At 62.5% G+C, this 24,729-nt stretch carries 24 protein-coding genes; 21 read left to right on the forward strand and 3 right to left on the reverse strand.

All coding sequences use genetic code 11. The annotated features are described in order from the left end of the window. Positions 1–45 precede the first annotated feature (45 nt). The 3 genes from gltX to ACO2Q4_RS20570 all read left to right on the forward strand — a co-directional run bounded on the left by gltX (position 46) and on the right by ACO2Q4_RS20570 (position 3,565). Entirely contained in the window at positions 46–1,452 is a 1,407-nt protein-coding gene (gene gltX, locus ACO2Q4_RS20560; protein WP_423321604.1) for a glutamate--tRNA ligase, read from the forward strand. A gap of 53 nt (positions 1,453–1,505) precedes the next feature. Next, positions 1,506–2,798 (forward strand): citrate synthase, encoded by a 1,293-nt coding sequence (gene gltA / locus ACO2Q4_RS20565; protein ID WP_311760429.1) that lies wholly within the window; start codon positions 1,506–1,508, stop codon positions 2,796–2,798. A 113-nt stretch (positions 2,799–2,911) separates the two neighbouring features. Next, positions 2,912–3,565: an SDR family NAD(P)-dependent oxidoreductase gene (locus ACO2Q4_RS20570; RefSeq protein ID WP_423321607.1), complete on the forward strand. Its 654-nt coding sequence runs from the start codon at positions 2,912–2,914 to the stop codon at positions 3,563–3,565. On the opposite strand, the gene ACO2Q4_RS20575 is transcribed toward ACO2Q4_RS20570, so the two are convergent. Further along, on the reverse strand, positions 3,562–4,995 hold the full coding sequence (locus ACO2Q4_RS20575; protein WP_311760427.1) for a cobyric acid synthase: 1,434 nt from the start codon (positions 4,993–4,995) through the stop codon (positions 3,562–3,564). The two genes, ACO2Q4_RS20570 and ACO2Q4_RS20575, sit on opposite strands and share 4 nt — an antisense overlap. A gap of 69 nt (positions 4,996–5,064) precedes the next feature. Here ACO2Q4_RS20575 and secG point away from each other — a divergent pair, with 69 nt between their 5' ends. From secG to ACO2Q4_RS20630, 11 genes are all read left to right on the forward strand, one after another. After that, positions 5,065–5,601: a preprotein translocase subunit SecG gene (secG, locus tag ACO2Q4_RS20580; RefSeq protein ID WP_423321609.1), complete on the forward strand. Its 537-nt coding sequence runs from the start codon at positions 5,065–5,067 to the stop codon at positions 5,599–5,601. A 145-nt stretch (positions 5,602–5,746) separates the two neighbouring features. Beyond that, a complete protein-coding gene (locus ACO2Q4_RS20585; protein WP_311760425.1) occupies positions 5,747–7,390 on the forward strand; it encodes a CTP synthase in 1,644 nt (547 codons plus the stop codon). A gap of 48 nt (positions 7,391–7,438) precedes the next feature. Next, positions 7,439–7,888, forward strand: coding sequence for a hypothetical protein (locus ACO2Q4_RS20590; protein WP_395133424.1), 450 nt, complete (start codon positions 7,439–7,441; stop codon positions 7,886–7,888). Between the two features lie 75 nt (positions 7,889–7,963). Beyond that, positions 7,964–8,872 carry a polyphosphate kinase 2 gene (gene ppk2 / locus ACO2Q4_RS20595; RefSeq protein WP_311760423.1) on the forward strand — a complete coding sequence of 303 codons (909 nt, stop codon included), beginning with the start codon at positions 7,964–7,966 and terminating at the stop codon, positions 8,870–8,872. 72 nt (positions 8,873–8,944) lie between these two features. After that, complete coding sequence (locus tag ACO2Q4_RS20600) at positions 8,945–9,406, forward strand: TerB family tellurite resistance protein (protein ID WP_311760422.1); 462 nt, start codon at positions 8,945–8,947, stop codon at positions 9,404–9,406. A 107-nt stretch (positions 9,407–9,513) separates the two neighbouring features. Then, positions 9,514–10,302, forward strand: coding sequence for an ABC transporter ATP-binding protein (locus ACO2Q4_RS20605; RefSeq protein ID WP_423321612.1), 789 nt, complete (start codon positions 9,514–9,516; stop codon positions 10,300–10,302). Positions 10,303–10,326: 24 nt separating this feature from the next. Beyond that, positions 10,327–11,055 (forward strand): transporter substrate-binding domain-containing protein, encoded by a 729-nt coding sequence (locus ACO2Q4_RS20610; RefSeq protein ID WP_311760420.1) that lies wholly within the window; start codon positions 10,327–10,329, stop codon positions 11,053–11,055. Between the two features lie 67 nt (positions 11,056–11,122). Beyond that, positions 11,123–12,001 (forward strand): ABC transporter permease, encoded by an 879-nt coding sequence (locus tag ACO2Q4_RS20615; protein ID WP_311760419.1) that lies wholly within the window; start codon positions 11,123–11,125, stop codon positions 11,999–12,001. After that, positions 11,998–12,825 carry an ABC transporter permease gene (locus ACO2Q4_RS20620; protein WP_311760418.1) on the forward strand — a complete coding sequence of 276 codons (828 nt, stop codon included), beginning with the start codon at positions 11,998–12,000 and terminating at the stop codon, positions 12,823–12,825. Before ACO2Q4_RS20615 ends, ACO2Q4_RS20620 begins: the two co-directional genes overlap by 4 nt. Positions 12,826–12,828: 3 nt before the next feature. Then, positions 12,829–14,160, forward strand: coding sequence for a glutamine synthetase family protein (locus ACO2Q4_RS20625; RefSeq protein WP_311760417.1), 1,332 nt, complete (start codon positions 12,829–12,831; stop codon positions 14,158–14,160). Between the two features lie 362 nt (positions 14,161–14,522). After that, entirely contained in the window at positions 14,523–15,725 is a 1,203-nt protein-coding gene (locus ACO2Q4_RS20630; protein ID WP_423321616.1) for an MFS transporter, read from the forward strand. A 50-nt stretch (positions 15,726–15,775) separates the two neighbouring features. On the opposite strand, the gene ACO2Q4_RS20635 is transcribed toward ACO2Q4_RS20630, so the two are convergent. After that, on the reverse strand, positions 15,776–16,888 hold the full coding sequence (locus ACO2Q4_RS20635) for a zinc-binding dehydrogenase (protein WP_423321618.1): 1,113 nt from the start codon (positions 16,886–16,888) through the stop codon (positions 15,776–15,778). Between the two features lie 503 nt (positions 16,889–17,391). Between ACO2Q4_RS20635 and ACO2Q4_RS20640 the strand changes: the two genes are divergently transcribed. The 3 genes from ACO2Q4_RS20640 to ACO2Q4_RS20650 all read left to right on the forward strand — a co-directional run bounded on the left by ACO2Q4_RS20640 (position 17,392) and on the right by ACO2Q4_RS20650 (position 19,663). Then, entirely contained in the window at positions 17,392–17,658 is a 267-nt protein-coding gene (locus ACO2Q4_RS20640) for a glycine zipper 2TM domain-containing protein (protein WP_423321620.1), read from the forward strand. Positions 17,659–18,150: 492 nt separating this feature from the next. Next, the gene (locus ACO2Q4_RS20645) at positions 18,151–18,786 is read left to right on the forward strand and encodes a hypothetical protein (protein WP_423321622.1); all 636 of its coding nucleotides are present in this window, start codon (positions 18,151–18,153) and stop codon (positions 18,784–18,786) included. Further along, positions 18,773–19,663, forward strand: coding sequence for a helix-turn-helix domain-containing protein (locus tag ACO2Q4_RS20650; RefSeq protein ID WP_395133370.1), 891 nt, complete (start codon positions 18,773–18,775; stop codon positions 19,661–19,663). Before ACO2Q4_RS20645 ends, ACO2Q4_RS20650 begins: the two co-directional genes overlap by 14 nt. 18 nt (positions 19,664–19,681) lie before the next feature. On the opposite strand, the gene ACO2Q4_RS20655 is transcribed toward ACO2Q4_RS20650, so the two are convergent. Then, complete coding sequence (locus tag ACO2Q4_RS20655) at positions 19,682–20,590, reverse strand: helix-turn-helix domain-containing protein (protein ID WP_423321624.1); 909 nt, start codon at positions 20,588–20,590, stop codon at positions 19,682–19,684. 280 nt (positions 20,591–20,870) lie between these two features. Between ACO2Q4_RS20655 and ACO2Q4_RS20660 the strand changes: the two genes are divergently transcribed. From ACO2Q4_RS20660 to ACO2Q4_RS20675, 4 genes are all read left to right on the forward strand, one after another. Beyond that, positions 20,871–21,707, forward strand: a complete 837-nt coding sequence (locus tag ACO2Q4_RS20660; RefSeq protein WP_423321626.1) for an alpha/beta fold hydrolase — start codon at positions 20,871–20,873, stop codon at positions 21,705–21,707. Positions 21,708–21,846: 139 nt separating this feature from the next. Beyond that, the gene (locus tag ACO2Q4_RS20665; protein ID WP_423321628.1) at positions 21,847–22,527 is read left to right on the forward strand and encodes a hydrolase; all 681 of its coding nucleotides are present in this window, start codon (positions 21,847–21,849) and stop codon (positions 22,525–22,527) included. Positions 22,528–22,578: 51 nt separating this feature from the next. Then, positions 22,579–22,815 carry a XapX domain-containing protein gene (locus tag ACO2Q4_RS20670; protein WP_311760408.1) on the forward strand — a complete coding sequence of 79 codons (237 nt, stop codon included), beginning with the start codon at positions 22,579–22,581 and terminating at the stop codon, positions 22,813–22,815. Continuing rightward, a complete protein-coding gene (locus tag ACO2Q4_RS20675) occupies positions 22,815–24,680 on the forward strand; it encodes an amidohydrolase (RefSeq protein ID WP_423321630.1) in 1,866 nt (621 codons plus the stop codon). The genes ACO2Q4_RS20670 and ACO2Q4_RS20675 overlap by 1 nt, the downstream gene beginning before the upstream one ends. The last annotated feature ends 49 nt before the right edge of the window (positions 24,681–24,729 follow it).

Consider the following 24,729-nt stretch of genomic DNA (forward strand, 5'->3'; position numbering starts at 1 on the left):
ACGACGCAGGCCTGATCATCGGTTTCTTGAACGATTGGCAGCACAATGACTGATTCCCGCCCCGTGGTGACGCGCTTCGCTCCGTCGCCGACCGGCTATCTGCATATCGGGGGCGCACGGACGGCGCTTTTCAACTGGCTTTATGCCCGCGGGCGTGGCGGCAAGTTCCTGCTGCGGATCGAGGATACGGACCGCGCCCGCTCGACCCCCGAAGCAACCGAGGCGATCCTGAAGGGCCTGACCTGGCTGGGACTTGATTGGGATGGCGAGCCGGTCAGCCAGTTCGAGGGTCGCGAGCGCCATGCCGAGGTCGCGCGCGAGATGCTGGCGAATGGCAGCGCCTATAAATGCTTCTCGACCCCCGAGGAAATCGAGGCCTTCCGCGAAGCTGCCCGGGCCGAGGGGCGTTCGACCCTGTTCCTGTCGCCCTGGCGCGATGCCGATCCCGCGACCCATCCCGATGCGCCCTATGTCATCCGCCTGCGCGCGCCGCGCGAAGGCCAGACGGTGGTGCGCGACGCGGTGCAGGGCGACGTGACCTTCGGTAACGACCAGCTTGACGACATGATCCTGCTGCGCTCGGACGGGACGCCGACCTATATGCACGCGGTGGTCGTCGACGATCACGACATGGGCGTCACGCATATCATTCGCGGCGACGATCACCTGACCAATGCCGCGCGCCAGCAGCAGGTCTATCAGGGCATGGGCTGGGACATCCCCGTCTTTGCCCATATCCCGCTGATCCACGGCCAGGACGGCAAGAAACTGTCCAAGCGCCACGGGGCGGTGGGCTTGCACGAATTCGCAGCCATGGGCTATCCCGCCGCGGCGATGCGCAACTATCTTGCGCGGCTGGGCTGGAGCCACGGGGACGACGAGCTGTTCGACGACGCGCAGGCCAAGGAATGGTTCGATCTGCCCGGCATTGGCAAGGCCCCTGCCCGGCTGGACGACAAGAAGCTTGAACATGTCAGCGGCTATCACATCTCGCGCATGGCCGATGATGAGCTGATGGGCGAACTTGCCGCCTATCTGGCGGAAACCGGTGCCCCGGCGCTGACCGAGTTGCAGAAATCGCGCCTGCTTCCGATTCTGCCCGTTCTGAAGGCAAAGGCAAAGACTTTGCCTGCTTTGCTGGACCAGGCGCGCTTTGCCATGATCCAGCGTCCCGTCGAAATCGACGAAAAGGCCGGGGCTGCGCTCGATTCGGTATCCCGTGGTATACTAGCCGAATTGACGACCGCATTGCGGGGTGTTAGCTGGGACCGCGACGACCTCGAGGCGGCCACCAAACAGATTGGCGAGTCGCGTGGGCTCGGCCTTGGCAAGATTGCGGCGCCGCTGCGCGCCGTCCTGGCAGGCCGCAGTTCGACCCCGAGCGTATTCGATATGATGTTAGCCCTCGGCCAGGACGAAACCCTGGCCAGGATGCAGGATCACGCGGGCTGATTGCCCGTGCCCATTATCCGGCATGCGCCGGAGACAGGTGAAAGGAGATAAGAATGGCAGAAAGCAAATCTGCGAAGCTGCTGGTCGAAGGGAAAGAGATCGAACTTCCGATTCTCAGCCCCACCGCTGGACCGGATGTCCTGGACATCCGAAAGCTCTATGGTCAGGCGGATGTCTTCACCTATGACCCCGGCTTCACCTCGACCGCGTCCTGCGATTCGACGATCACCTTTATCGATGGCGACAAGGGTGAGCTGTGGTATCGCGGCTACCCGATCGAGCAGCTTGCCGACAAATCGAACTATCTCGAAGTCTGCTACCTTCTGCTTTACGGGGAACTGCCCAGTGCCGAGCAGATGAAGGACTTCGAACTCCGCGTCACGCGCCACACGATGGTGCATGAGCAGATGCACAACTTCTTCCGCGGCTTCCGCCGGGACGCGCATCCGATGGCGACCCTGGTTGGCGTGGTCGGGGCAATGTCGGCCTTCTATCACGACTCGACCGACGTCGCCGACCCCGAGCAGCGCGAGATCGCCTCGATCCGCCTGATCGCGAAACTGCCGACGATCGCGGCAATGGCCTACAAGTATTCGATCGGCCAGCCCTTCGTCTATCCGCGCAACGACCTGGATTACGCGGCGAACTTCCTGCACATGTGCTTTGCCGTCCCGGCCGAGCCCTACAAGGTCGACCCCGCGCTGGCCCGTGCGATGGACCGCATCTTCACGCTGCATGCGGATCACGAACAGAACGCCTCGACCTCGACCGTGCGTCTGGCCGGTTCCTCGGGCGCCAACCCGTTCGCCTGCATCGCCGCCGGCATCGCCTGCCTCTGGGGTCCGGCCCATGGCGGCGCGAACCAGGCCTGCCTGGAAATGCTGCGCGAGATCGGCACCGTGGATCGCATCCCGGAATATATCGCCAAGGCCAAGGACAAGGACGATCCGTTCCGCCTGATGGGCTTCGGCCACCGCGTCTACAAGAACTTCGACCCGCGGGCGAAGGTCATGAAGGAATCGGCGGACGAGGTTCTGGAACTTCTGGGCATCCACAACAACCCGACCCTTCAGGTTGCCAAGGAACTCGAAAAGATCGCGCTTGAGGACGAGTACTTCGTTTCGAAGAAGCTTTACCCGAACGTCGACTTCTATTCGGGCATCATTCTTGAGGCGATGGGCTTCCCGACCTCGATGTTCACCCCGATCTTCGCGCTGTCGCGGACCGTGGGCTGGATTTCGCAGTGGAAAGAGATGATCGCCGATCCGCAAAACAAGATCGGCCGTCCGCGCCAGCTTTATGTCGGCTCGGAACGCCGCGACTATCAGGACATCGCCAAGCGCTAATCGCTAAGCTTGCGGTCCCGAAACTGGAACGGCCCCGGATGCGTCCGGGGCCGTTTCGCGTTCGGACGATTGGGGGACTTGATCGGCGGCACGGGCAATGCCACACCGCTGGCATGAGTGATGCATCCAAGATCGCGCTGGTCACCGGCGCCTCCCGTGGCCTGGGCGCCGCCCTTGCAGAATTGCTTGCCGCGGACGGCTGGCACATCCTTGCCGTCGCCCGCACGACCGGGGCGCTGGAAGAGCTGGACGACCGCATCCGCAAGGCGGGTGGAACGGCGACGCTGGCCCCGATGGACATCAACCAGCCCGAACCGATGGTGAAGATGGCCGAGGCGATTGCAAGCCGCTGGGGCGGGCTGGATCTTTGGGCGCATACCGCCATCCATGCCGCGCCGCTGTCTCCGGCAGGACATGTCGATGCCAAGGATTTCCAGAAGTCGGTCGACATGAACGTCGTGGCGACCCGTGGCCTGATCACCCTGTTCGAGCCGCTTTTGCGCGCGCGCAAGGGCACGGCCCTGTTCTTCGAGGATGAACGCGCCGGGCAGAAGTTCTTTGGCAGCTATGGCGCGACCAAGGCCGCACAGATCGCGCTTGCCCGCAGCTGGCAGGCGGAAAACCAGGCGATCGGTCCCCGTGTCGTGGTGGCCCGGCCCGGCCCCATGCCGACCGCGACCCGCGCGCGCTTCTTTCCCGGAGAGGATCGGGCGCCCCTGTCGCCCTGCCGGACCGAGGCGCAGCGCATCCTGGCCGAACTGGTCTAGCCTGCCAGCGCGAAAAGCCGATCCAGGTCCAGATGCGTCTCAAGATGCTGGGCCAGCCGATCCAGCACGCCTTCGACCCCTGCCCCATAGCGCAGGGTCGAGGCCGCGCCGAACCGTGACAGCCACGCGGTGCGAAACGCGTCGCCGGCAAACAGCCCGTGCAGATATGTCCCCGTGACCCGTCCGTCTGGGCTGGCCGCCCCATCGGGCGCTGGCAGATGGGCAAAGGGACGCACGCAGTCCGGACCGGTGGTCCGGCCCATATGGATCTCATACCCATCGACCGGCTGCCCCAAAGCATTGCCGTGGACCGCGACGACGCGTTTGTCGGGAGACATGCGGGTTTCAACGTCAAGGAAGCCCAGCCCCGAATCCGTGCCGGGCGCGCCATCATGGCCATCAGGATCGTGAATGATGCGCCCCAACATCTGGAAGCCGCCACAGATGCCCAGAACGTGACCCCCGCGGCGCAGATGCGCGGAGAGGTCTATATCCCAGCCCTGCGCGCGCAGAAACGCCAGATCGCCCCGCGTCGACTTGGTGCCGGGCAGGATCACCACATCCGCATCCCCCGGCAGGGCCTGACCCGGCGGAACCATGCTGACCCGCACGCCCGGCTCGGCCGCCAGCGGGTCGAGATCGTCGAAATTCGCGATCCGCGACAGCATCGGGCAGGCGATGTGCAGCGCGCCGCCTGCCGAGGCCCGGCGCAGGTCGACCGCGTCTTCGGCCGGAAGCAGCGCCGCCTCGGGGAACCAGGGCACCATCCCCAGGTCCGGCCAGCCGGTGCGGCAGGAGATGAAGTCGCGACCCGCATCGAAAAGCGAGGGGTCGCCGCGGAAACGATTGACCACAAAACCGCGGATCATCGCCGAATCTTCGGGGTCAAGCACAGCCTGCGTGCCGACGATCTGTGCGATAACTCCACCCCGGTCGATATCGCCCACGAGCACGACCGGAACATTCGCTGCGCGCGCGAATCCCATGTTGGCGATGTCGCGGGCACGCAGGTTCACCTCGGCCGGGCTGCCCGCCCCCTCGACCAGGACCAGATGGTGACGCGCGGAAATTTCGCGGAAACTCTCCAGGACCGCGCCCATCAGGTGCTGCTTCAACGCGACGTAATCGGCGGCCTCGGCGCGGGCCATGGCGCGGCCCTGCACCACCACCTGCGCCGCGCGATCGGTTTCCGGTTTCAGCAGGACGGGGTTCATGTGAACCGCAGGAGGCAGCCCCGCAGCCAGCGCCTGCAGGGCCTGGGCGCGCCCGATCTCGCCCCCGTCAGGCGTAACGGCGGCGTTGTTCGACATGTTCTGCGGCTTGAAGGGGGCGACATCCATGCCCCGGGCCCGTGCCGCCCGGCAAAGCCCCGCGACCAGAAGCGATTTTCCCACATTCGAACCAGTTCCCTGGATCATCAACGCCGGCATCAAAGCCCCCGCTTGCCAATCTTTCCCTTGGTGACTAGATAGGCCCGTCGCTGAAAGAAAGGCCCCGTGGTGGAAAACGTCGTCCTTACCGTGCATCTGATCCTTGCCGTCTTATTGATCGGGGTCGTGCTGTTGCAACGGTCCGAAGGGGGCGGCCTTGGCATGGGCAGCGGTGGTGGCGGCGGCGTCATGACCGGCCGTCAGGCTGCGAACGCACTTTCGCGTGCGACCTGGATCCTGGCCGGGGCTTTCCTCGTCACCTCGCTGACGCTGACCGTGGTCGCTGCGCGCAACGCATCGAGCGGTTCGATCGTCGACCAGCTTGATCTGGGCGGCAATGACACCAGCAACAACGCGCCCGCAACCAACCTGCCGGGCATCGGCGACTATACCCCGCCCCCGCCGGCCGCGGGTCAGCCCGTGCTGCCGCCGGTTCCGGGTGCCGCAACCACGACCGCGCCTGCCGAAACCGGCACGGCCGCGCCCGCAACCGCGCCGGCCACGACGACCGAGCCGGTGACGCCGCCTGCGGCTCCTACCCCGGCACCGACCACTGCGCCCGCCACCGAGGCACCTGCGCAAAGCGCTCCGGCGCAAACGAACTGATACCATAAATTGGGGTGCCTCGCGCACCCCGCTACGACAGCTTGCGGTCCGTTGCGGCGTCGGGACTTTTCGATTATATATTGAGTCCCGTGATGCCGGCCAGATTCGGGCCGCTTTTTCTATTTTCGAACTCACGGGGGCCTCGATGGCGCGTTACATCTTCATCACCGGTGGTGTGGTTTCTTCGCTTGGCAAAGGGCTGGCATCGGCGGCGTTGGGCGCGCTTCTTCAGGCGCGGGGCTTCACGGTCCGCCTGCGCAAACTGGACCCCTATCTGAACGTCGATCCGGGCACGATGTCGCCGTTTGAACATGGCGAGGTGTTTGTGACCGATGACGGGGCCGAAACCGACCTCGACCTGGGCCATTACGAACGCTTCACGGGGGTGTCTGCACGCAAGACCGACTCGGTCAGTTCGGGGCGCATCTATTCCAACGTGCTGGAGAAAGAGCGTCGGGGCGCCTATCTGGGCAAGACCATCCAGGTCATTCCCCACGTCACCAACGAGATCAAAGACTTTCTGTCGGTCGGCGAGGATGAGGTCGACTTCATGCTGTGCGAGATCGGCGGCACGGTCGGCGATATCGAGGGCCTGCCCTTTTTCGAGGCGATCCGCCAGTTCGCCCAGGAACGTCCGCGCGGCCAATGCGTCTTCATGCACCTGACCCTGCTGCCCTATCTGGCGGCCTCGGGCGAGCTGAAGACCAAGCCGACCCAGCACTCGGTCAAGGAACTCCGCTCGATCGGGCTTCAGCCGGACGTGCTGGTCTGCCGCAGCGAACAGCCGATTCCGGAAAAGGAACGCGCCAAGATCGCGCTGTTCTGTAACGTCCGCCCCGACGCCGTCATTCCCGCCTATGACCTGAAGTCGATCTATGAGGCGCCGCTGGCCTATCACCGCGCGGGTCTTGACCAGGCCGTTCTGGACGCGTTCCAGATCAGCCCGGCGCCGCGCCCCGACCTGACCCGCTGGGAAGATGTGATGGACCGCCTGACCAATGCCGAAGGCGTGGTCAAGGTCGCCATCGTCGGCAAGTATGTCCAGCTTGAGGACGCCTATAAGTCGATCTCCGAGGCACTGACGCATGGCGGTATGGCCAATCGCGTCCGGGTCAAGACCGACTGGGTCGACAGCGAGAAGCTGGAGGGCGAAGGCGCACATCTGCTGGACGGCTATAACGGCATCATCGTGCCGGGCGGCTTTGGCGAGCGCGGGACCGAAGGTATGGTCGCCGCCGCGAAATACGCCCGCGAGAAAAAGGTTCCCTATCTGGGGATCTGCCTTGGGATGCAGATGGCCGTGATCGAGGCCGCCCGCAACCTTGCCGACATGCCCGATGCCGGGTCCGAGGAGTTCGACCACGAGGCGGGCGAAACCCGCTTTACCCCGGTCGTCTATCACCTCAAGGAATGGGTGCAGGGCAACTACACCGTCCAGCGCAAGCTGAGCGACGACAAGGGCGGCACCATGCGCCTTGGCGCCTATACCGCCGTGCTGGAACCGGGCTCCAAGATCTCGGAGGCCTATGACGGCGCGCTGGAGATCGAGGATCGCCACCGCCACCGCTATGAGGTCGATGCCAAGTACCGCAAGCAGCTTGAGGAAGCCGGTCTCAGCTTCTCGGGAATGTCGCCCGACGGCCGCCTGCCCGAAGCCGTGGAATACGGGGATCACCCGTGGTTCATCGGCGTCCAGTCGCATCCCGAACTGAAGTCGAAGCCCTTCGAACCCGCGCCGCTGTTCGCCGGTTTCGTCCGCGCCGCGATGGAGAACGAACGGCTGGTGTGACACGGCGTTCTGCGCCATCATCTCGGGCCATACATGAATGGTCCCGAGATGCGTCTTGCCCTGATCCTTGCGCTTGCCGCCGCCCCGGCTTTAGCCGATGCGCCGCTATTCTTCATAGAACAGTCCTCCCTGCCCTTTGACCTTGGGCCGGGCGCACCGCGCAATGCACCCTCGTTGCAATCGAATTCGCCCCATGCCGCAGGAAACACCGCGGCAAGCGCGGCCAATTCCTCGACGAGCTATGGGAACTCTCCCGACAATCCCGCCAACGAGAAACGTGTGATCTTCACCTCGGACGGGTCCGTTGTCGGGTATTATGCGCCGAACGGCAGCGGGACACTGAACCTGTTCGATCTTGGCGGAAAGCGCGTCGCCTATCGACCCAGGGGCAGCAAGAGCCTGTTCTCCAGCGACGGGCGCTGGTGCGGAACCGTGGCCGATGCACAGGGCGGAGACTTCGCCTTCGGCATCATCCGCAGTTGCGGGGGACTGTTCTGAACACCTCTGACCGGATTGATACGAAACCGTCATATCCGGACGCTAGACCCCGCGAGATGAATTCAGGAGAAGACCATGCAGGACCACGTCCAAAAGGAATGGCTGGACGCCGAACTTCAGGACACGCTTGATGAAGATATCGAAATCGAGCTGGAGGACGCCGTCCTGTCCCGTGAAATCTCGCGCATCTATCGCGAGACGCATCCCGACCAGATCGATCGCACGGTCTATTTCCACGAGCTTCTGCGTATGCAGGCCGAGCTGATCAAGCTTCAGGATTGGGTCACCTATCACAAGGAAAAGGTCGTCGTCATTTTCGAGGGCCGCGACAGCGCCGGCAAGGGAGGCGCCATCAAGCGCATCACCCAGCGCCTGAACCCACGTGTCTGCCGTGTCGTGGCATTGCCCGCGCCTTCGGATCGCGAGAAGACGCAGTGGTATTTCCAGCGCTACGTGCCGCACCTGCCCGCGGGGGGCGAAATCGTGCTGTTCGATCGCAGCTGGTACAACCGCGCCGGTGTCGAGCGCGTCATGGGCTTTGCCACCGAAAGTCAGGTCGAGGAGTTCTTCAACGATGTCCCGGAATTCGAACGGATGCTGGTCCGCTCGGGCATTCGGGTCATCAAGTACTGGTTCTCGATCACGGACGAGGAACAGCAGATGCGCTTCCTGATGCGGATCCACGACCCGCTGAAGCAGTGGAAACTGTCGCCCATGGACTTGCAGTCCCGCGTCCGCTGGGAAGACTACACCAAGGCGAAAGAGGACATGCTTGAGCGCACCAACATCCCCGAGGCGCCCTGGTATATCGTCCCCGGAAACGACAAGAAGCGCGCCCGGCTGAATTGCATCAACCACCTGTTGAGCAAGATCCCCTATGACGACGTCCCGCACGAGGAGGTCAGTTTGCCGGACCGGGTCTTCAACCCCGATTACGAACGCGACGTGCTGCCGCCGGATCTTTACGTCCCCCAGCGTTACTGATCCGACCGGGACCGGAAAAGGCGCGTGTTTTATGGTCTTTAGGTCTTTCCGATCCTGCCTTACACTCGCCTCATGTTTCGCAATCTGCTCAGCCGCCTTTTCTCGGACACGCCCGATCCCGGCGCCCTGTCATCACAGGATGCCGAGGTCGCCGTAGCGGCCCTTCTGGTCCGCATCGCACGGGCCGATGACCGCTATACGGACGCGGAACGTGTCCGAATCGAGAATGTACTCGCGCGGCGACGCGGACTTGGCCACAACGAGGCGGCCGAGGGGCGCGCCGCCGCGGAGATGATCGAGGCCGAGGCCCCCGACACCGTCCGCTTTACCCGTATCATCAAGGATCGCGTGGACATCGCGGACCGCCAGAACGTCATCGCCGCGCTTTGGGAAATCGCCTATGCCGACGGCACCCGTGGCGCGGAGGAAGAAAGCATGATTCGGCTGGTTGCGGGTCTGCTGGGCGTCAATGACCGCGACTCGGCGCTGGTGCGTCGGCGCGTCATCGAAGGGCTGGGAATCTCGGGCGACTAGCGCGCTACGCTGCGTCACGAACGGCGCTTCAGGATTTCGTTGCAATCTGGAAACAAATGAAGCCTGATTGCCTGATGAAGACTGTTGAGCCTGCCGTGCCGTTATCCATGTCACCTTCATCCGAAGCGGATGTTCCGGTCATTCAGATCCGGAACCTACACAAATCCTATGGCCAGCTTGAGGTGCTTCGCGGGGTCGACCTGACCGCCAGCCGGGGCCATGTCGTCAGCCTGATCGGATCGTCCGGCTCGGGCAAATCGACCCTGCTGCGCTGCTGCAACATGCTTGAGGAGAGCCAGGCCGGCGACATCCTGTTCGAGGGTGAACATGTCCGCTGGCGTGGCGAAGGCCCCTCGCGCGTTCCGGCCGACCGCGCCCAGGTGACGCGGCTTCGTACCAACCTGTCGATGGTGTTCCAGCAGTTCAACCTGTGGTCACACATGACCGTCCTGCAAAATGTCATGGAGGCCCCGGTCCACGTCCTGAAGCGTGATCCCGCCCAGGTCGAGGTGCGCGCCCGCGAACTTCTGGACAAGGTCGGCATCGGCGACAAGGCCGGAGCGTGGCCCTCGCAGCTTTCGGGTGGCCAGCAGCAGCGCGCTGCGATTGCCCGTGCGCTTTGCATGGAGCCCAAGGCGCTGCTTCTGGACGAACCGACCAGCGCGCTTGACCCCGAGCTTCAGCAAGAGGTCGTCCGCGTCATCAAGGATCTGGCCGCCGAACATCGCACCATGTTGCTTGTCACTCATGACATGCGGCTGGCGGCCGATGTCGGCGACCACGTCATCTTCCTTCATCAAGGCAAGATCGAGGAAGAGGGCACGCCCGCCGAAATCTTCGGCGCCCCGCGTTCCGAGCGTCTGCGCCGTTTTCTCAGCGCGACGCGCCACAGCTGAAAGACCAACAGGAGAGTTAAAATAATGAAAAAACTGATGTTTGCCACCGCCCTTCTGGCTCTGACCGCTGGAATGGGCATGGCGCAGACCGTCCGCATGGCGACCGAGGGGGCCTATCCTCCCTACAACTTCGTCAACGACCAGGGGAAGCTGGACGGGTTCGAGATCGAACTGGGCAACGAGTTGTGCAAGCGCGCACAACTGGACTGCACCTGGGTTAAGAACGACTGGGATTCGATCATCCCGAACCTCGTCAGCTCGAACTATGACGCGATCATGGCGGGCATGAACATCAACGAAGAGCGCAAGAAGGCGATCGACTTCACCGATCCCTATACGCCCGCAATGCCTTCGGCCTATGCCGCCCAATCGGCCGACGCCGATATCGAGGGCGGCATCGTCGCGGCGCAGACGAACACCATCCAGGCCAGCCACGTTGCCGAAACCGGGGCCACGCTGCTGGAATTCGCCACGCCCGAGGAAACCATCGCCGCCGTCCGCAATGGCGAGGCCGATGCGGTCTTTGCCGACAAGGACTATCTCAGCCCCGCGGTCGAGCAATCGAATGGCGAGCTGGTCTGGGTGGAAGGCCATGATACGGTGAAACTGGGCGAGGGCATCGGCATGGGCGTCCGCAAGTCGGATACCGAGCTGAAGGCCAAGTTCAACGCCGCGATCCAGTCGATGAAAAGTGACGGTACGCTGAACCCGCTGCTGAAGAAATGGTTCGGTGAAAAGGCATTGCAGTTCTAAGCTGATATGACTGCGGACCGGCCTGCGCGACATTCGCCGCGCAGGTCAGGTCAAGCTGGAGTGCCAAATGTTCGCCACCTGCGCCGATCCCAAGACGCTCGAAGGGCTGGCATGGCTGATGTGCTACCTGACCTCGGGCAAGCACATGCTTTTCTACCTGTCCTTCGGCACGGTCATCCTGCTGCTGGCCGTCACCGCACCGATCGCGCTGCTGTTCGGTTTCGGCGGCGCGCTGGCGTCGCGTTCGGGCATCGCGCCGCTGCGCTGGTTCGGACGCATCTATACCTCGATGGTGCGGGGCGTGCCGGACATCATCTTTTTCCTGTTCGTGCCCATCGCGCTGGACCAGGCCTTCGAATACCTGCGGGCCAAGCTTTATTGCGACCCCGGCGTGCCGATCCGCCAGGGCAACGACTTCGTCGTTTGCCCCGCAGCCAAACTGCCGCTGTCCACTGCCGATCAATGGGTGCATCAGGCATATGGCATCGTGCTGGCAGTCATTGCCTTTTCCATCGTCTTCGGCGCCTTCGCCGCGAACGTCCTTTACGGGGCGATGAACGCTGTGCCGAAGGCTCAGCTTGAAACCGCCGAGGCCTATGGGATGAGCCCGCGTCAGGTCAGCCGCCGCATCCTGATCCCGCAGATGTGGACCTATGCCCTGCCCGGCCTTGCGAATCTGTGGATGATCCTGATCAAGGCGACACCGCTTCTGTTCGTCCTGGGGGTCGAGGACATCGTTTACTGGGCGCGTGAACTCGGCGGAGCCAAGACCGCCGCCTATGCCTTTCCTCATCCCGACTGGCGGATCTATTACTTCCTTGGCATCCTGGTCTTCTATCTGCTGATGACCTGGGGGTCCGAACGGGTTTTCGACCGCATCAGGGCCCGGCTGTCTGCAGGACAATCCACGGTCGCGGGCGATGCCATGCGAAAGGCCGCCACATGAGCCAATGCCTGCAGACCCTGTCCGACTATGGACTGCGCGCAATCGGAATCGGTGAACGGCTGTTGCCGCGATCCGACTTTACCCTGTGCGAGCAATTCGTTCTGATCGGTTCGGGGTTGATCTGGAACATCTATTTCGGCGTGCTGGCGCTGTTCATCGGCTTTTTCATCGCGAATGCGGTGGCACTGGCCAAGGGCAGCCCAAACCCGTTGCTTCGCAAACCGGCAGAGTGGTTCATCTTCCTGTTCCGGGGCAGCCCGCTGTTCATCCAGTTCTTTGTCGCCTACGAGGCGCTGGTGCAACTGCCGCGCGCCGGGATCGACCTGTTCGGACTGACCATCCACACAAGCTGGATGACGCGCGCTTGGGCCGGGGCACTGCTGGTCCTAGTCCTGAACACCGCCGCCTATTCCGCCGAAATATTTCACGGCGCGCTGCGCAATCTGCCAAGGGGAGAGCTTGAAGCCGCCGACGCCTATGGCATGGCAGGCTGGACACGGTATCGCCGGGTGGCCTGGCCCACGGCGATGCGTCTGGCCTGGCCCGCCTATACGAATGAGGCGATCTTCCTGTTCCATGCAACGACGCTGGTATTCTTCTCCAGCTTTCCGGCCTTTCAGCAGCAGGGCGACAGCCTGTATTATGCCAGCTATTTCGCCGACAAGACCTTCAACCCCTTCGTCGCCTATCCGATCGTCGCGGGTTACTTCATCCTTCTGACCCTGTGCCTGATTACGGGTTTCGGGGTCATCAACCGGCGGCTGAACCGCCATTTGCCGGGCAAGGCGCGCAAGCTTCGCTATCGGCCCAATCTGATCAGGTGACACATGGACTGGCTGCGCGAGCATCCCGAAGTCAAAACCATCCGCGTGGCCGCGGCCGACCTTAACGGCATGGCCCGAGGCAAGCGCATTCCCGCAAGATTCGCGGACAAGCTTTTGACAGAAGGCACTAAATTCCCCTACTCCGTTCTGAACATGGACATCTGGGGCGAAGATATCGAAGACAGCCCCCTGGTCTTCAAGGCGGGCGATCCGGATGGACTGCTGCTGCCGACCGAGCGCGGCTTCATGCCGATGCCCTGGCTTGAAGCGCCGACCGGATTGCTGCCTTTGTGGATGTTCCATCCCGACGGGCGGCCCTATGACGGCGATCCCCGGCAGGCGCTGGCCCGCGTCGTCGAACGCTACGCGGCCGCCGGCCTGACCCCGGTCGTCGCGACCGAGCTTGAATTCTTCCTGATCGACGATTCTGGCGGACAGCTGCGCGTGCCCCCCAGCCCGCGGTCGGGCAAGCGCCGCACCGGGGCCGAAACGCTCAGCTTGCGGGCGCTGGACGCCTTCGACCGCTTCTTTACCGCGCTTTACGACGCCTGCGAGGCGATGGACATTCCTGCCGACACCGCGATTTCTGAGGCCGCGCCGGGGCAGTTCGAAATCAACCTGATGCACCAGGCCGATCCGCTGAAGGCCGCGGACGATGCCTGGCTGTTCAAGCAGTTGGTCAAGGGCCTGGCCCGCCGCTATGGCTTTGCGGGATCCTTCATGGCCAAGCCCTATGATGAATGGAACGGTTCGGGGATGCATATGCATTTCTCGGTCCTGGACCAGAACGGCGACAACATCTTTGACAATGGCAGCGAGGAAGGCTCCGACCGGTTGCGCCACGCCGTCGCCGGCTGCCTTGCGGCGATGCCCGGATCGACGCTGCTTTTTGCCCCGCACGAGAACAGCTATGATCGGCTGGTGCCGAATGCCCATGCACCGACCGGGATCGGCTGGGCATACGAGAACCGGACCTCGGCGATCCGCATCCCCTCCTCGGGGCCAAAGGCGCGCCGGATCGAGCATCGTGTCGCCGGCGGTGACGTGAACCCGTACCTGACGGTCGCCGCGATCCTGGGGGCGGCGCTTAATGGGCTTGAGGATCGGGCCGAACCCCCGACCGCAATCCGGGGCAATGCCTATGAACAAGGGCTGGATCAGCTTCCCGCAACCTGGGGCGAAGCGATCGACACCTTCGCGGAGTGCCCGCAGATCAAGCGCATCTTCCCAGCCCACCTGATCGAGAACTTCGTCATGACGAAACGCCAGGAACTCCGCTATATGGCCGAGCTTTCCGATGACGAGACGGTCGAGCTGTATCTTGACACGGTGTGAGCGTCCGACCGCTATATTCGGCCGGGTTTGCGTCCTTTTTGGCAACCATAGATCTGCCATTGGAAAGCTGAATTCCGGTTTAAATTAATAAAATAAATATCTTGTCGAAATCGACCAGAGTGCGGGCGGCGTGGCGGCGCCGCTCGTTTCCATTGGCGCAGGCCCATTGACCTCTGCATCCTCCTGCTCGATCCCCCAGGCTAACTGGGGATGCCATGCCATGTTCGTGCGCCTTGGCCGTTTTTCGACATTCATTTCACTTGGTCGAGACAGCCAGACAAGCGCAATGTAAAACCGTCTTTGCCCCCCGTGCAGCCTTGATGCCGCGCGGTCATCGAAACATCCACGACTGCTGAACCAACATGTCCGACATTGCCGACAATGAATCTTTGGCTGCCGCAGCCCCCGCGCACTATGACTTTGCCCGCAGCAATATCGCCAGACTGACCATCGCGCAGGCACTTGCCGGGGCCAATTCGGTAGTGATCTTTGCGACGGGGGCGGTCACCGGCGATATGCTGGCCCCCAGTCCGGCGCTGGCAACGCTGCCGATTTCGTTGTTCGTGGTCGGCATGGCAGCCTGCACCCTGCCCGCCGGGGCCATCGCGCAACGCAGCGGACGTCGGGCCGCGTTCATGATCGGCGCGGGCTGCGGTGTGCTTGCGGGGCTGCTGGCGGCAATCGCGGTAGTCATAAGTTCGTTCTGGCTGTTCTGCCTGTCCACGTTCTTCGGTGGCGCCTATGCGTCGGTCGTCCTAAGTTTTCGCTTCGCCGCCGCCGATTGCGTCCGCGCCGAGGCGCGACCGCGCGCCCTGTCATTTGTGATGGCGGGCGGTGTCTTTGCGGGCGTGCTGGGTCCGCAGATGGTCACGCATACGATGCATTTGTGGCAGCCCTATCTGTTCTCGGCGACCTTCGTCGGGCAAGCTCTGGTCGCGGCGCTATCGGCCCTTGTCCTTGCAGGCGTCCGTCTTCCGCGTCCCGCCGTACAGGCAAGGACAAGGGGCCGCCCCCTGCGCCAGATCGTCAGCCAGCGGCAGTTCATCACCGCGGTCATTTGTGGCGTCGTATCCTATCTGCTGATGAACTTTCTGATGACCGCCGCGCCACTGGCGATGAAATTCTGCGGCCTATCGCAAGAATCTGCCAACCTTGGCCTGCAATGGCACGTCATCGCGATGTATGCGCCAAGCTTTTTCACCGGCGCACTGATTTCGCGCTTTGGCGCGGCGCGGGTGGTCATGGTGGGCCTGATGCTGACCGGCGCGTCGGCCATCGTCGGGCTTTTGGGGGTCGATGTCGCGCATTTCTGGCTGACGCTGATCCTGCTGGGGATCGGCTGGAACTTCGGCTTCGTCGGCGCCTCGGCCATGGTGCTGGAATGCCACCGCCCCGAGGAAAAGGCGCGCGTGCAATCCTTCAACGACTTCGTGGTGTTCGGCACGATGGCGGTGGGGTCGTTCCTGTCGGGCGGGCTGCTGAACAGCTTTGGCTGGGACGTCGTGCTGTGGGCGTCATTCGCGCCGCTGGCATTGGCGCTCATCGCATTGCGCTGTGATCAATAAACCAAAGTCAGCGTGCGCTCCGAGCCGAAGCAGTTTTCCCTGCACCACCATCACGACCAAGGAGTAACGAGATACTTCTCACCTGTCTTCATGGCCCTGTAGTCGGTCACGGCCTGCTTCGTCAGCATCTCGTCAAGATTGACGCGCTTTTTGTAATGGCTTGCGAAGGTGGTGGTCAGGCTTTCGCGCACGCGCTCCCGCATCCGACTGACTGTTTCCGTTCCGGCCATTTGAAGGAATGGGAACAACAGCCAACCCGCAAGGGTCCAGCCAAAGCCGTAGCTTGGTGTCAAGATCGTCGGGGTCACGTCCAGTCGCCCGTAGATGAACATGCGCTTCGGCTGGGTCGAGCCATAGCGTGAATATTCCGTCATTCTGCTGACCGCGACCTGCTCCATGGCCTTGAAGGCGTTGTCGACACCTTGGCCGCCGCCGATCGGGTCGAAGCCATAGAATGCACCGGTGTCCTCAATCGCGGCACTCAATTGGCGCATGAAGTCGTCATTCGAAGAATTGACGACATGGGTGGAGCCCAGGCTTTTAAGCAAATCAACCTGGCTGTCCTTTCGGACGATATTGACCAGACCGATGCCATCTTCCTTGCAAATGCGGGTCAGCATCTGGCCCAGGTTGGATGCCCCGACCGTGTGCAGGATCGCGTCTTGCCTGTCCATCTTGGCATTCTCGGCGAACCCCAGAGCGGTCATGGGATTGATGAAAGCGCTCGCACCATCCTCGGTCGAATGATCGCCCAACGGCAGGCACATCGCGGCGTCGGCAATGCAATATTCGCTGTAGGCATTGCCCGGGACACAGGAGACGCGCTGGCCCAGAAGCGATTTGGCCATGTCACTGTCGCCGACTGCGACAACCGTACCGGCACCTTCGTTCCCGGCAGGCAGCTTGAGACCATGGCGCGCTTTCGAACCCGTATTAAACGGCTCGGGCACCTTGGCAACGAATTTGCCGGGCGAGTAGCTGGCCGTCTCCAGATCGGCCCCACCAACGAGGATGGCGAGGTCCGACGGGTTGATAGGCGCGGCCTCCATTTTCACGAGAACCTGGTTGCCGGTCGGATCGGGGACGGTCACTTCTTCGACCGCCACGGTGAGCGTCCCCTCCGGTTCCAATGTCGTGAACAGTTGCTTGCCCGTGATCGTCATTGCGGAATCTCCAAGCCTCGGTTTCGCGATGAATACTACTGTCGGCGCGCCAGAAGGAAACGTCCATACGTCTATGATTTACTCATGCGAGATGCGCTTCCAGTTGGCAGTACCTCGGCGATTCTGCGTTCGATGTCTTCCGCTGACCCCGAAACTCTCGAATCCACATGGAAGCCGTGGGCTTCGCCAAGCGTAACGGAAGCGGCCCTGGAGGCGACTTACGGCCCTTGCCCGGGTTCGATGAATGCTTGGCGATCCGTGTCGTTCGCAAGCTCAGTTCGACACCCCCTCGCCACGACGACCCTGACGAGTTGGGCGGTCAGCCTTGTTGCCGGTGGTGGCGAAATGGCTGCGATGAGCAAGGAACTTGTTGACGGGATTGAAAGTTAATAGCGACGTTAGGCTTCACGGCCCAACCCGATGCCCTGCGCGCAGGGCTAGGTGATCGGCTTGCCTGCAATCCAATTCGTTCTTGGCCTTCCCACGTGACAGGAGACGAAATCATGATGAAACTGGTAGGGGCTGCGGCCCTCATGCTCGCAAGCTTTGGTGGCTTGGCCGGTTGTTCGGACAATCAGGGCGTGAATGCGGCATCCGGAGCCCTGGTGGGCGCGGCCGTCGGCAATCAGATCGGTTCGGGCAGTGGCAGAACGGCAGCGACGCTGGCAGGTGCTGCGGTCGGCGCACAGGTCGGAGCCAACCAGCCCACGACCAAGATGTGCACCTATCGCAATACGCAGACCGGGCAGACCTACACAGCGGCCTGCTGAAGCCTCGGCGCAGGCGCGTATCTGCGGCGCGCCTGTGCCGGCCAATTCGAAGCCTGAGCGGTGATCGAATCCGGATCAGTGAGCACGGACAGATTCGAATCCGCGCTCGGCTGGGGTGGCCCATATCTGCGAGTTGCGCCTCGACGCACCGGCTCACGAAGCGGGCAGTTTAGGTCAACAAAGCACGGCAGCCGTCGCCCAGCCGAGCGCGACTTCAAAACCGTCGCCAAGCCTGCGTCCGCTTTGCGCCCTCACCGTGAATGCGGCTAGCGGATCGCCGGGGATCAGATGCGCGTAAAGCCTAGCGTCGGATCGTAGCTTTCGTAGCTGTACAAGTTACACCTGTAACAGCAGGAATGAACAAGATTTGCGCCAGACCAGCCACTAGGGTCTGGCTCGTAACGAGGGCACCCGTCCGGTTTCCGACTGTCTTCGTTCCGCCAAAGGCTGAATCGCTGGCCTCACCAAGAACGGATGATTGCCGGAGGAGCCTTGAACATTTCCACAATAAAATCTGGCCGCGTCGGCGCGTTCTTCGGTATGCCTCGCGCGCCCTGTATTTCAATCGCTCCAGTTCGATCAGAAACCTTTTCGGCGACCAGGATCAACAGGACGCTGCGCGAGGGCGAGATCGTCAACGTGACACTGCCTGCCGCGGACGCCTATTTCGTGATGGTATACCTTGAAGCGGCCGTGCATGCCGACGTGCAGGAAGATGGGAGTTCCCCGATTCCCAAGAGTTATGCCACCAGCTCCGTTTGCCTGGTGGACCTTTGCCAGGGCGTGGCCATCAGCCTTCGCAGTTCGCTCCATTCCCTTGCTTTGGTCATCCCGAAACCCTTGCTGTCGGAGGTGGAGGCGATCCGCACTGCGGAAGGCGGACGCGTTCCCGATCCCCCGCGTCTTGTTTGTCGCCGGGGCGAAGCGGACCCGGTGATCGCAAGCATTGCGGCCGTTCTTCTTCCGTTATTCGAACGGGACGATCCTGCGTCATCGGCGCTGCTCCGCCATCTTGCGACCGCGATATGCGCGCATCTTCTGCACAATTTCTCTGCAAAGCCAGATCCTTGGGAAAGGAACCTCACCTCTCAAGAGAACAAGACGGGTGGGTCGAATGATGATTGCTGAACACGCGAACATGACGGTCCCGGACCCACTGCATTTGGGCCTGATAACGGCCAATCGCCGTTCCCATGACGAGCGGCCTTCCCCCTATGAGGAAACATGGGGCAATGAGGAGGCTTTCGAGGTTCAGACCCAGTTGCGGGATCTGCACAGTCATAAGCTTTGGCGCGACAGTCGGCTTGTCTTCGAGGGGGGACATTCCGCGCGGACGCTGACCATAAACGACCTGAGACCCAAATGGAGGGTGTGCTACCTGTCCGCGTTCGACAGGGTTTCGTTCCATATCCCCTTCCTGTCCGTGCAGGATTTCGCAAGAGAGGCGGGGCGGCCCGAGTTCAATAGCCTGCACTGTTCCGGTGCCACGCAGGACACCATCCTGAACGGTCTCGCGCAGGCGCTTCTGCCGGCTTTGGCGAACCCGCAGCGGGCGTGCCAACTTTTCCTTGAACAGATCGGCCTCGCCATTCTTGTCCACCTGACCCAGACCTATGGCGGCTTGCATTTTCCCGCCGATCAGAAAGGCACGCTCGCTGCATGGCAGGAGGAAAGGGCGACAGAGTTTCTTGCAGCCCATGTCGCGGGCGACTTCTCGCTGGATATTCTTGCCGGTACCTGCCAGCTTTCGAGAAGCTATTTCAGCAAGGCATTCAAGCAGAGTTTCGGCAAGACGCCCTATCGCTGGTTGCTGGAATACAGGGTCGGGCGGGCAAAGGAGCTGCTGCGCTCGGACATGCCAATCTCGCAGGTGGCGCTTGAATGCGGGTTTTCCGACCAAAGCCATCTGACCCGCGTCTTCTCGATGATCTTGGGCGAAACGCCCGGCCAATGGCGGCGGGCGCTTCGCAGTCCGGTCACATCGATGGCGTGTCCAAACCTTTAGGCAATTTGCAGCACCGGGCTATGCCCGGACCGCTTTGCGCCATTGACCCGGTGACGCCCCTACGCTGGATGCAAAGACCCGAGTGAAGTGGCTTTGGTCGGAAAAGCCGCAATCGAGGGCGATTTCCCCAAGGGTCAGGGCGGTCGCCCGCAGCAGGTGCTTGGCCTTGTCGATTCTGCGTTTCAGGATCCACTTGTAGGGGGGCATCCCGGTCGAAAGCTTGAAGGCACGCGAAAAATACGATGGCGACAGGCCGCAGGCATGGGCGACATCGGCAACCTGAACATCGCCGTCCAGCTTTGCGTCCATAATCTCGGTCGCGCGCTTCAACTGCCAGGGCGACAAACCGCCGGGATGCGGGGGGCGCGGCTGGCTAGCCTCGCCATAGGTCACGGCCAAATGGGTGCAGAGCGCAAGCCCGACATGATCCATGAACAGGCGACTGGCCTGTTCTGGGCGAGTGAAAGACGGAAGAAGTGCGCCGACCAGTCCACGCACGGCCTGATCGTCCACATCCCCGCCCGGCCGGATGTTCAGCGTCTCGATGCGCCGGGTGCCCAGATCTTCCTCGAGCGCCGTCAGCGCCGCCCGGGGAATATAGAAGTTCACGCAATCGAAGGCCGACTTCATATTGGCCTGCCACGACCGGTTATAGTCGTAGAACGTGAAATTTCCCGCATGGAAGGCCGGCGCGCTGACGTTCTTGCCGTCAACCCAGAGATCGCCTTGATAGTCGCTCAACTGGTAAGCCATCATGAATGCGTCTTCCGGCAGATGCTGGTCGACGAATCCGTGGTTCGGGGTGTCCCGCGTAAGTCGCGTGACCGTAATGATGCTCTTGTTCAGGACGGATGCCCTGACCGTCTGCCCACCCTGGACGCGCAGGTATTCCATCTGCTCGTTGCTGGCACCGGGTCGTCTTGCCATTGCCTATCTTCTCTGCCGTGTTCCCCAGCCCTTTTGGACCGGTATCGTTTTGGGATCGTTTTATCCAAAATCAGAGGCTTGGCGACAAGATAAGGCATGAATGCCCCCCTATGGTCCGCCGCGTGAACCGACATCGCAAACCAAGGCACCGCCAATGACTGCTCCAAGCCCAAGCCGCCGGACCGTCCTGCTTTCTGGAGCGGCACTGCTGGCCTCGACGGCACTTCCGCTCCCGGCATTGGCCACGTCCTCATCCACCCCTTTTCAAGGAGAAATGACCATGAATTTCGTCACCACTTCAGATGGCGTCGACATCTTCTACAAGGATTGGGGCCCACGGGACGCCCAGCCGATCATGTTCCATCACGGCTGGCCCCTGTCCTCGGACGACTGGGACGCACAGATGCTGTTCTTCGTGGCCCAGGGATTTCGCGTGGTCGCCCACGACCGGCGCGGCCACGGGCGTTCGACCCAGGTGTCGGACGGGCATGACATGGACCATTACGCCGCCGATGCCTTTGCGGTCGTCGAGGCGCTGGATCTGAAGAACGTCGTTCATATCGGCCACTCGACCGGCGGCGGCGAGGTGGCCCGCTATGTGGCCAAGCACGGACAGCCCGCGGGCCGCGTCGCCAAGGCGATCCTTGTCGCTGCCGTGCCGCCGTTGATGCTGAAGACCGACGCAAACCCCGAAGGCCTGCCGATGGAGATCTTCGACGGCTTCCGCAGCGCCCTTGCCGCGAACCGCGCGCAATTCTTCCGCGACGTGCCTGCCGGTCCCTTCTACGGCTTCAACCGCGAAGGCGCGACGGTGCATGAAGGGGTCATCCAGAACTGGTGGCGCCAGGGGATGATGGGCGGCGCGAAGGCGCATTACGACGGCATCAAGGCCTTTTCGGAAACCGACCAGACCGAGGACTTGCGGACGATCACCGTGCCTACGCTGGTCCTGCATGGCGAGGATGATCAGATCGTGCCGATCCATGATGCGGCCCACAAGGCCATCAAGCTGCTGACGAACGGCGAGCTGAAGACCTATCCCGCCTTCTCGCACGGGATGCTGACGGTCAACGCCGACACGCTCAACGCCGACATGCTGGCGTTCATCCAGGGCTGATCGCCGACCGCGCATGGCGGAAGGGCCCCGGACTGCCGCAGGGAGAACAGCGATGTTCCAATTGCTACCGTTCCCTTCCGCCATGCTGCGCGGCATCGCCTGTTCAAAGCTAACACGACCAACACAAACGGACCGACAGATGAACAGCAAACTGGAACTGCTGACTCCAACGAACAGCCAATTGATCCTGATCGATCACCAGCCGCAGATGGCTTTCGGCGTGCAGTCGATCGACCGCCAGGTCTTGAAGAACAACACGGTTGCACTGGCGAAATCAGCGAAGATCTTCGACATTCCGACCACGATCACCACGGTCGAGACCGAAAGCTTTTCGGGCCATACCTATCCCGAACTGCTGGACGTCTTCCCCGATGCCCCGTTGCTTGAGCGGACCTCGATGAACTCGTGGGACGACAAGAAGGTGCGCGATGCGCTGGCCGCGAACGGGCGCAAGAAGATCGTCGTCTCGGGCCTTTGGACCGAGGTCTGCAACCTGTCCTTCGCACTGTCGGCATTGGCGGATACGGATTACGAAATCTACATGGTTTCCGATGCCTCGGGCGGCACCAGCAAGGAAGCGCATGACATGGCGATGATGCGCATGATGCAGGTCGGCGTGATCCCCGTGACCTGGCAGCAGGTGCTGCTGGAATGGCAGCGCGACTGGGCCCGCCGCGATACCTATGACGCGGTCATCGACGTGGTGCGCGAACATTCCGGCGCCTACGGCATGGGCGTCGACTACGCCTATACCATGGTCCACAAGGCCGCTTCGCGCAGCAGCCACACCGGCCAGACGCTCGCCCCGGTCAAGGCCTGAAGGAAACCGCGCCGCGTCTTCGGACGCGGCCGAACCACCCCGGGGATTCCCATGAAGATTTACCTTGTCTCGCTTGCCTGCGGCCTTCTTGTCGGCGTGATCTACAGCCTTCTGCATGTCCGCTCGCCTGCACCGCCGGTTGTCGCCCTTGTCGGCCTTCTGGGCATCCTCATCGGCGAACAGGCAGTGCCGGTCTGGCGTTGGCTGACTGCTGATCGCCCGGCCGAACACAGTCTAAACCATGTCTTCGGCGAGCTGCCGAGTGCCCACCAGCGAAGGAAATCCTGATGCAGCCAGACCTGATCCTGCACAATGCACGCATCACGACGCTGGACCGTACCGCTCCGCTGGTGCAGGCCGTGGCGATCACGGATGGCACCTTTGCCGAGGCCGGGCGCGACGGCGATATCCTGCCGCTGGCCGACCCCGCGACACGCATCATCGACATGGGCGGACGCTTGGTCCTGCCGGGGTTGATCGACAATCACACCCATGTCGTGCGGGGTGGGCTGAACTACAACATGGAACTGCGCTGGGACGGCGTCAGGTCGCTGTCGGACGCGATGTCAATGCTGCGACGACAGGTCGAGATCACGCCGCCGCCGCAATGGGTCCGCGTCATCGGTGGCTTTACCGAACATCAGTTCGACGAAAAGCGCCTGCCGACGCTGGACGAGATCAACGCCGTGGCACCTGACACGCCGGTCTTCATCCTGCACCTTTACGACCGGGCCCTGCTGAACGCCGCAGCATTGCGCGCCGTCGGCTATGACCGCCACACCCCGAACCCGCCGGGCGGAGAGATCCAGCGTGACGCGCGCGGCAATCCCACGGGGCTGCTTCTGGCCAAGCCCAATGCGGGCATTCTTTACGCCACGCTGGCGCGGGGACCGAAGCTGCCCTTTGACTACCAGCTGAACTCGACCCGTCACTTCATGCGGGAATTGAACCGTCTTGGCATCACGGGCGTGATCGACGCGGGCGGGGGGATGCAGAACTATCCCGAAGATTATGAGATCATCCAGAAGCTGGCCGCAGACGACCAGCTGACCGTGCGCCTTGCCTACAACCTGTTCACCCAAAAACCCAAGGAGGAGAAGGCGGACTTCCTCAACTGGACGAAGTCGGTGACCTATCGTCAGGGTGACGATTACTTCCGCCACAATGGCGCAGGCGAAATGCTGGTCTTTTCGGCCGCCGACTTCGAGGACTTTCGCGAGCCGCGCCCGGACCTGTCCCCCGGCATGGAGGATGACCTGGAGGATGTCGTCCGCATCCTTGCCGAAAACCATTGGCCCTGGCGCATGCACGCGACCTATGACGAGACGATCAGCCGCGCGCTGGATGTGTTCGAGAAGGTGAACCGCGACATCCCGCTGACCGGCATCAACTGGTTCTTCGACCATGCCGAGACAATCTCTGATCGGTCGCTGGACCGCGTGGCGGCCTTGGGCGGCGGAGTCGCGGTGCAACACCGCATGGCATATCAGGGCGAATATTTCGTCGAACGCTACGGCGCGCGCGCGGCCGAGGCGACGCCTCCCGTCGCACGGATGCTGGAAAAGGGCGTGCGAACCTCGGCCGGGACCGATGCGACGCGGGTCGCCTCATATAATCCGTGGGTGGGCCTGTCCTGGCTGATCAGCGGCAGGACGGTGGGCGGGTTGCGGATCACCCCCGAACGCAATCGGCTGGACCGCGACACCGCACTGCGGATGTGGACGGAAAAGGTTGCCTGGTTCTCGAACGACGAAGGCCGCCGGGGTCGCATTTCTCCGGGTTATCTTGCCGATCTGATCGTGCCGGATCGCGATTTCTTCTCATGCCCCGAGGACGACATTCCCGACATTACCAGCGAGCTGACCATGGTCGGCGGCAAGGTGGTTTATGGCAAGGGCGACTTCGCCGATCTTGACCGCACGCAAATCCCGCCGGCAATGCCCGACTGGTCGCCCGTGCGCCGGTTTGGTGGCTACGCGGCCTGGGGCGCCGGCGAGCCTGCGGTTGCAAAGACGGCGGCCGTCCGCTGCGGCTGCGCCTCGGCCTGCGGCGTTCACGGCCACGATCACGCCGGGGCCTGGGGCGCAAGCCTGCCCGTATCGGATCTCAAGGGCTTCTGGGGGGCGCTTGGTTGCGCGTGCTGGGCGGTATGAGGATCGTCTCGAGCCATGCCACGACCATAATCCGGACAAGCCTGTGGAG

Source organism: Paracoccus sp. KR1-242, from assembly GCF_049446195.1.
GTDB classification, from domain to species: domain Bacteria; phylum Pseudomonadota; class Alphaproteobacteria; order Rhodobacterales; family Rhodobacteraceae; genus Paracoccus; species Paracoccus broussonetiae.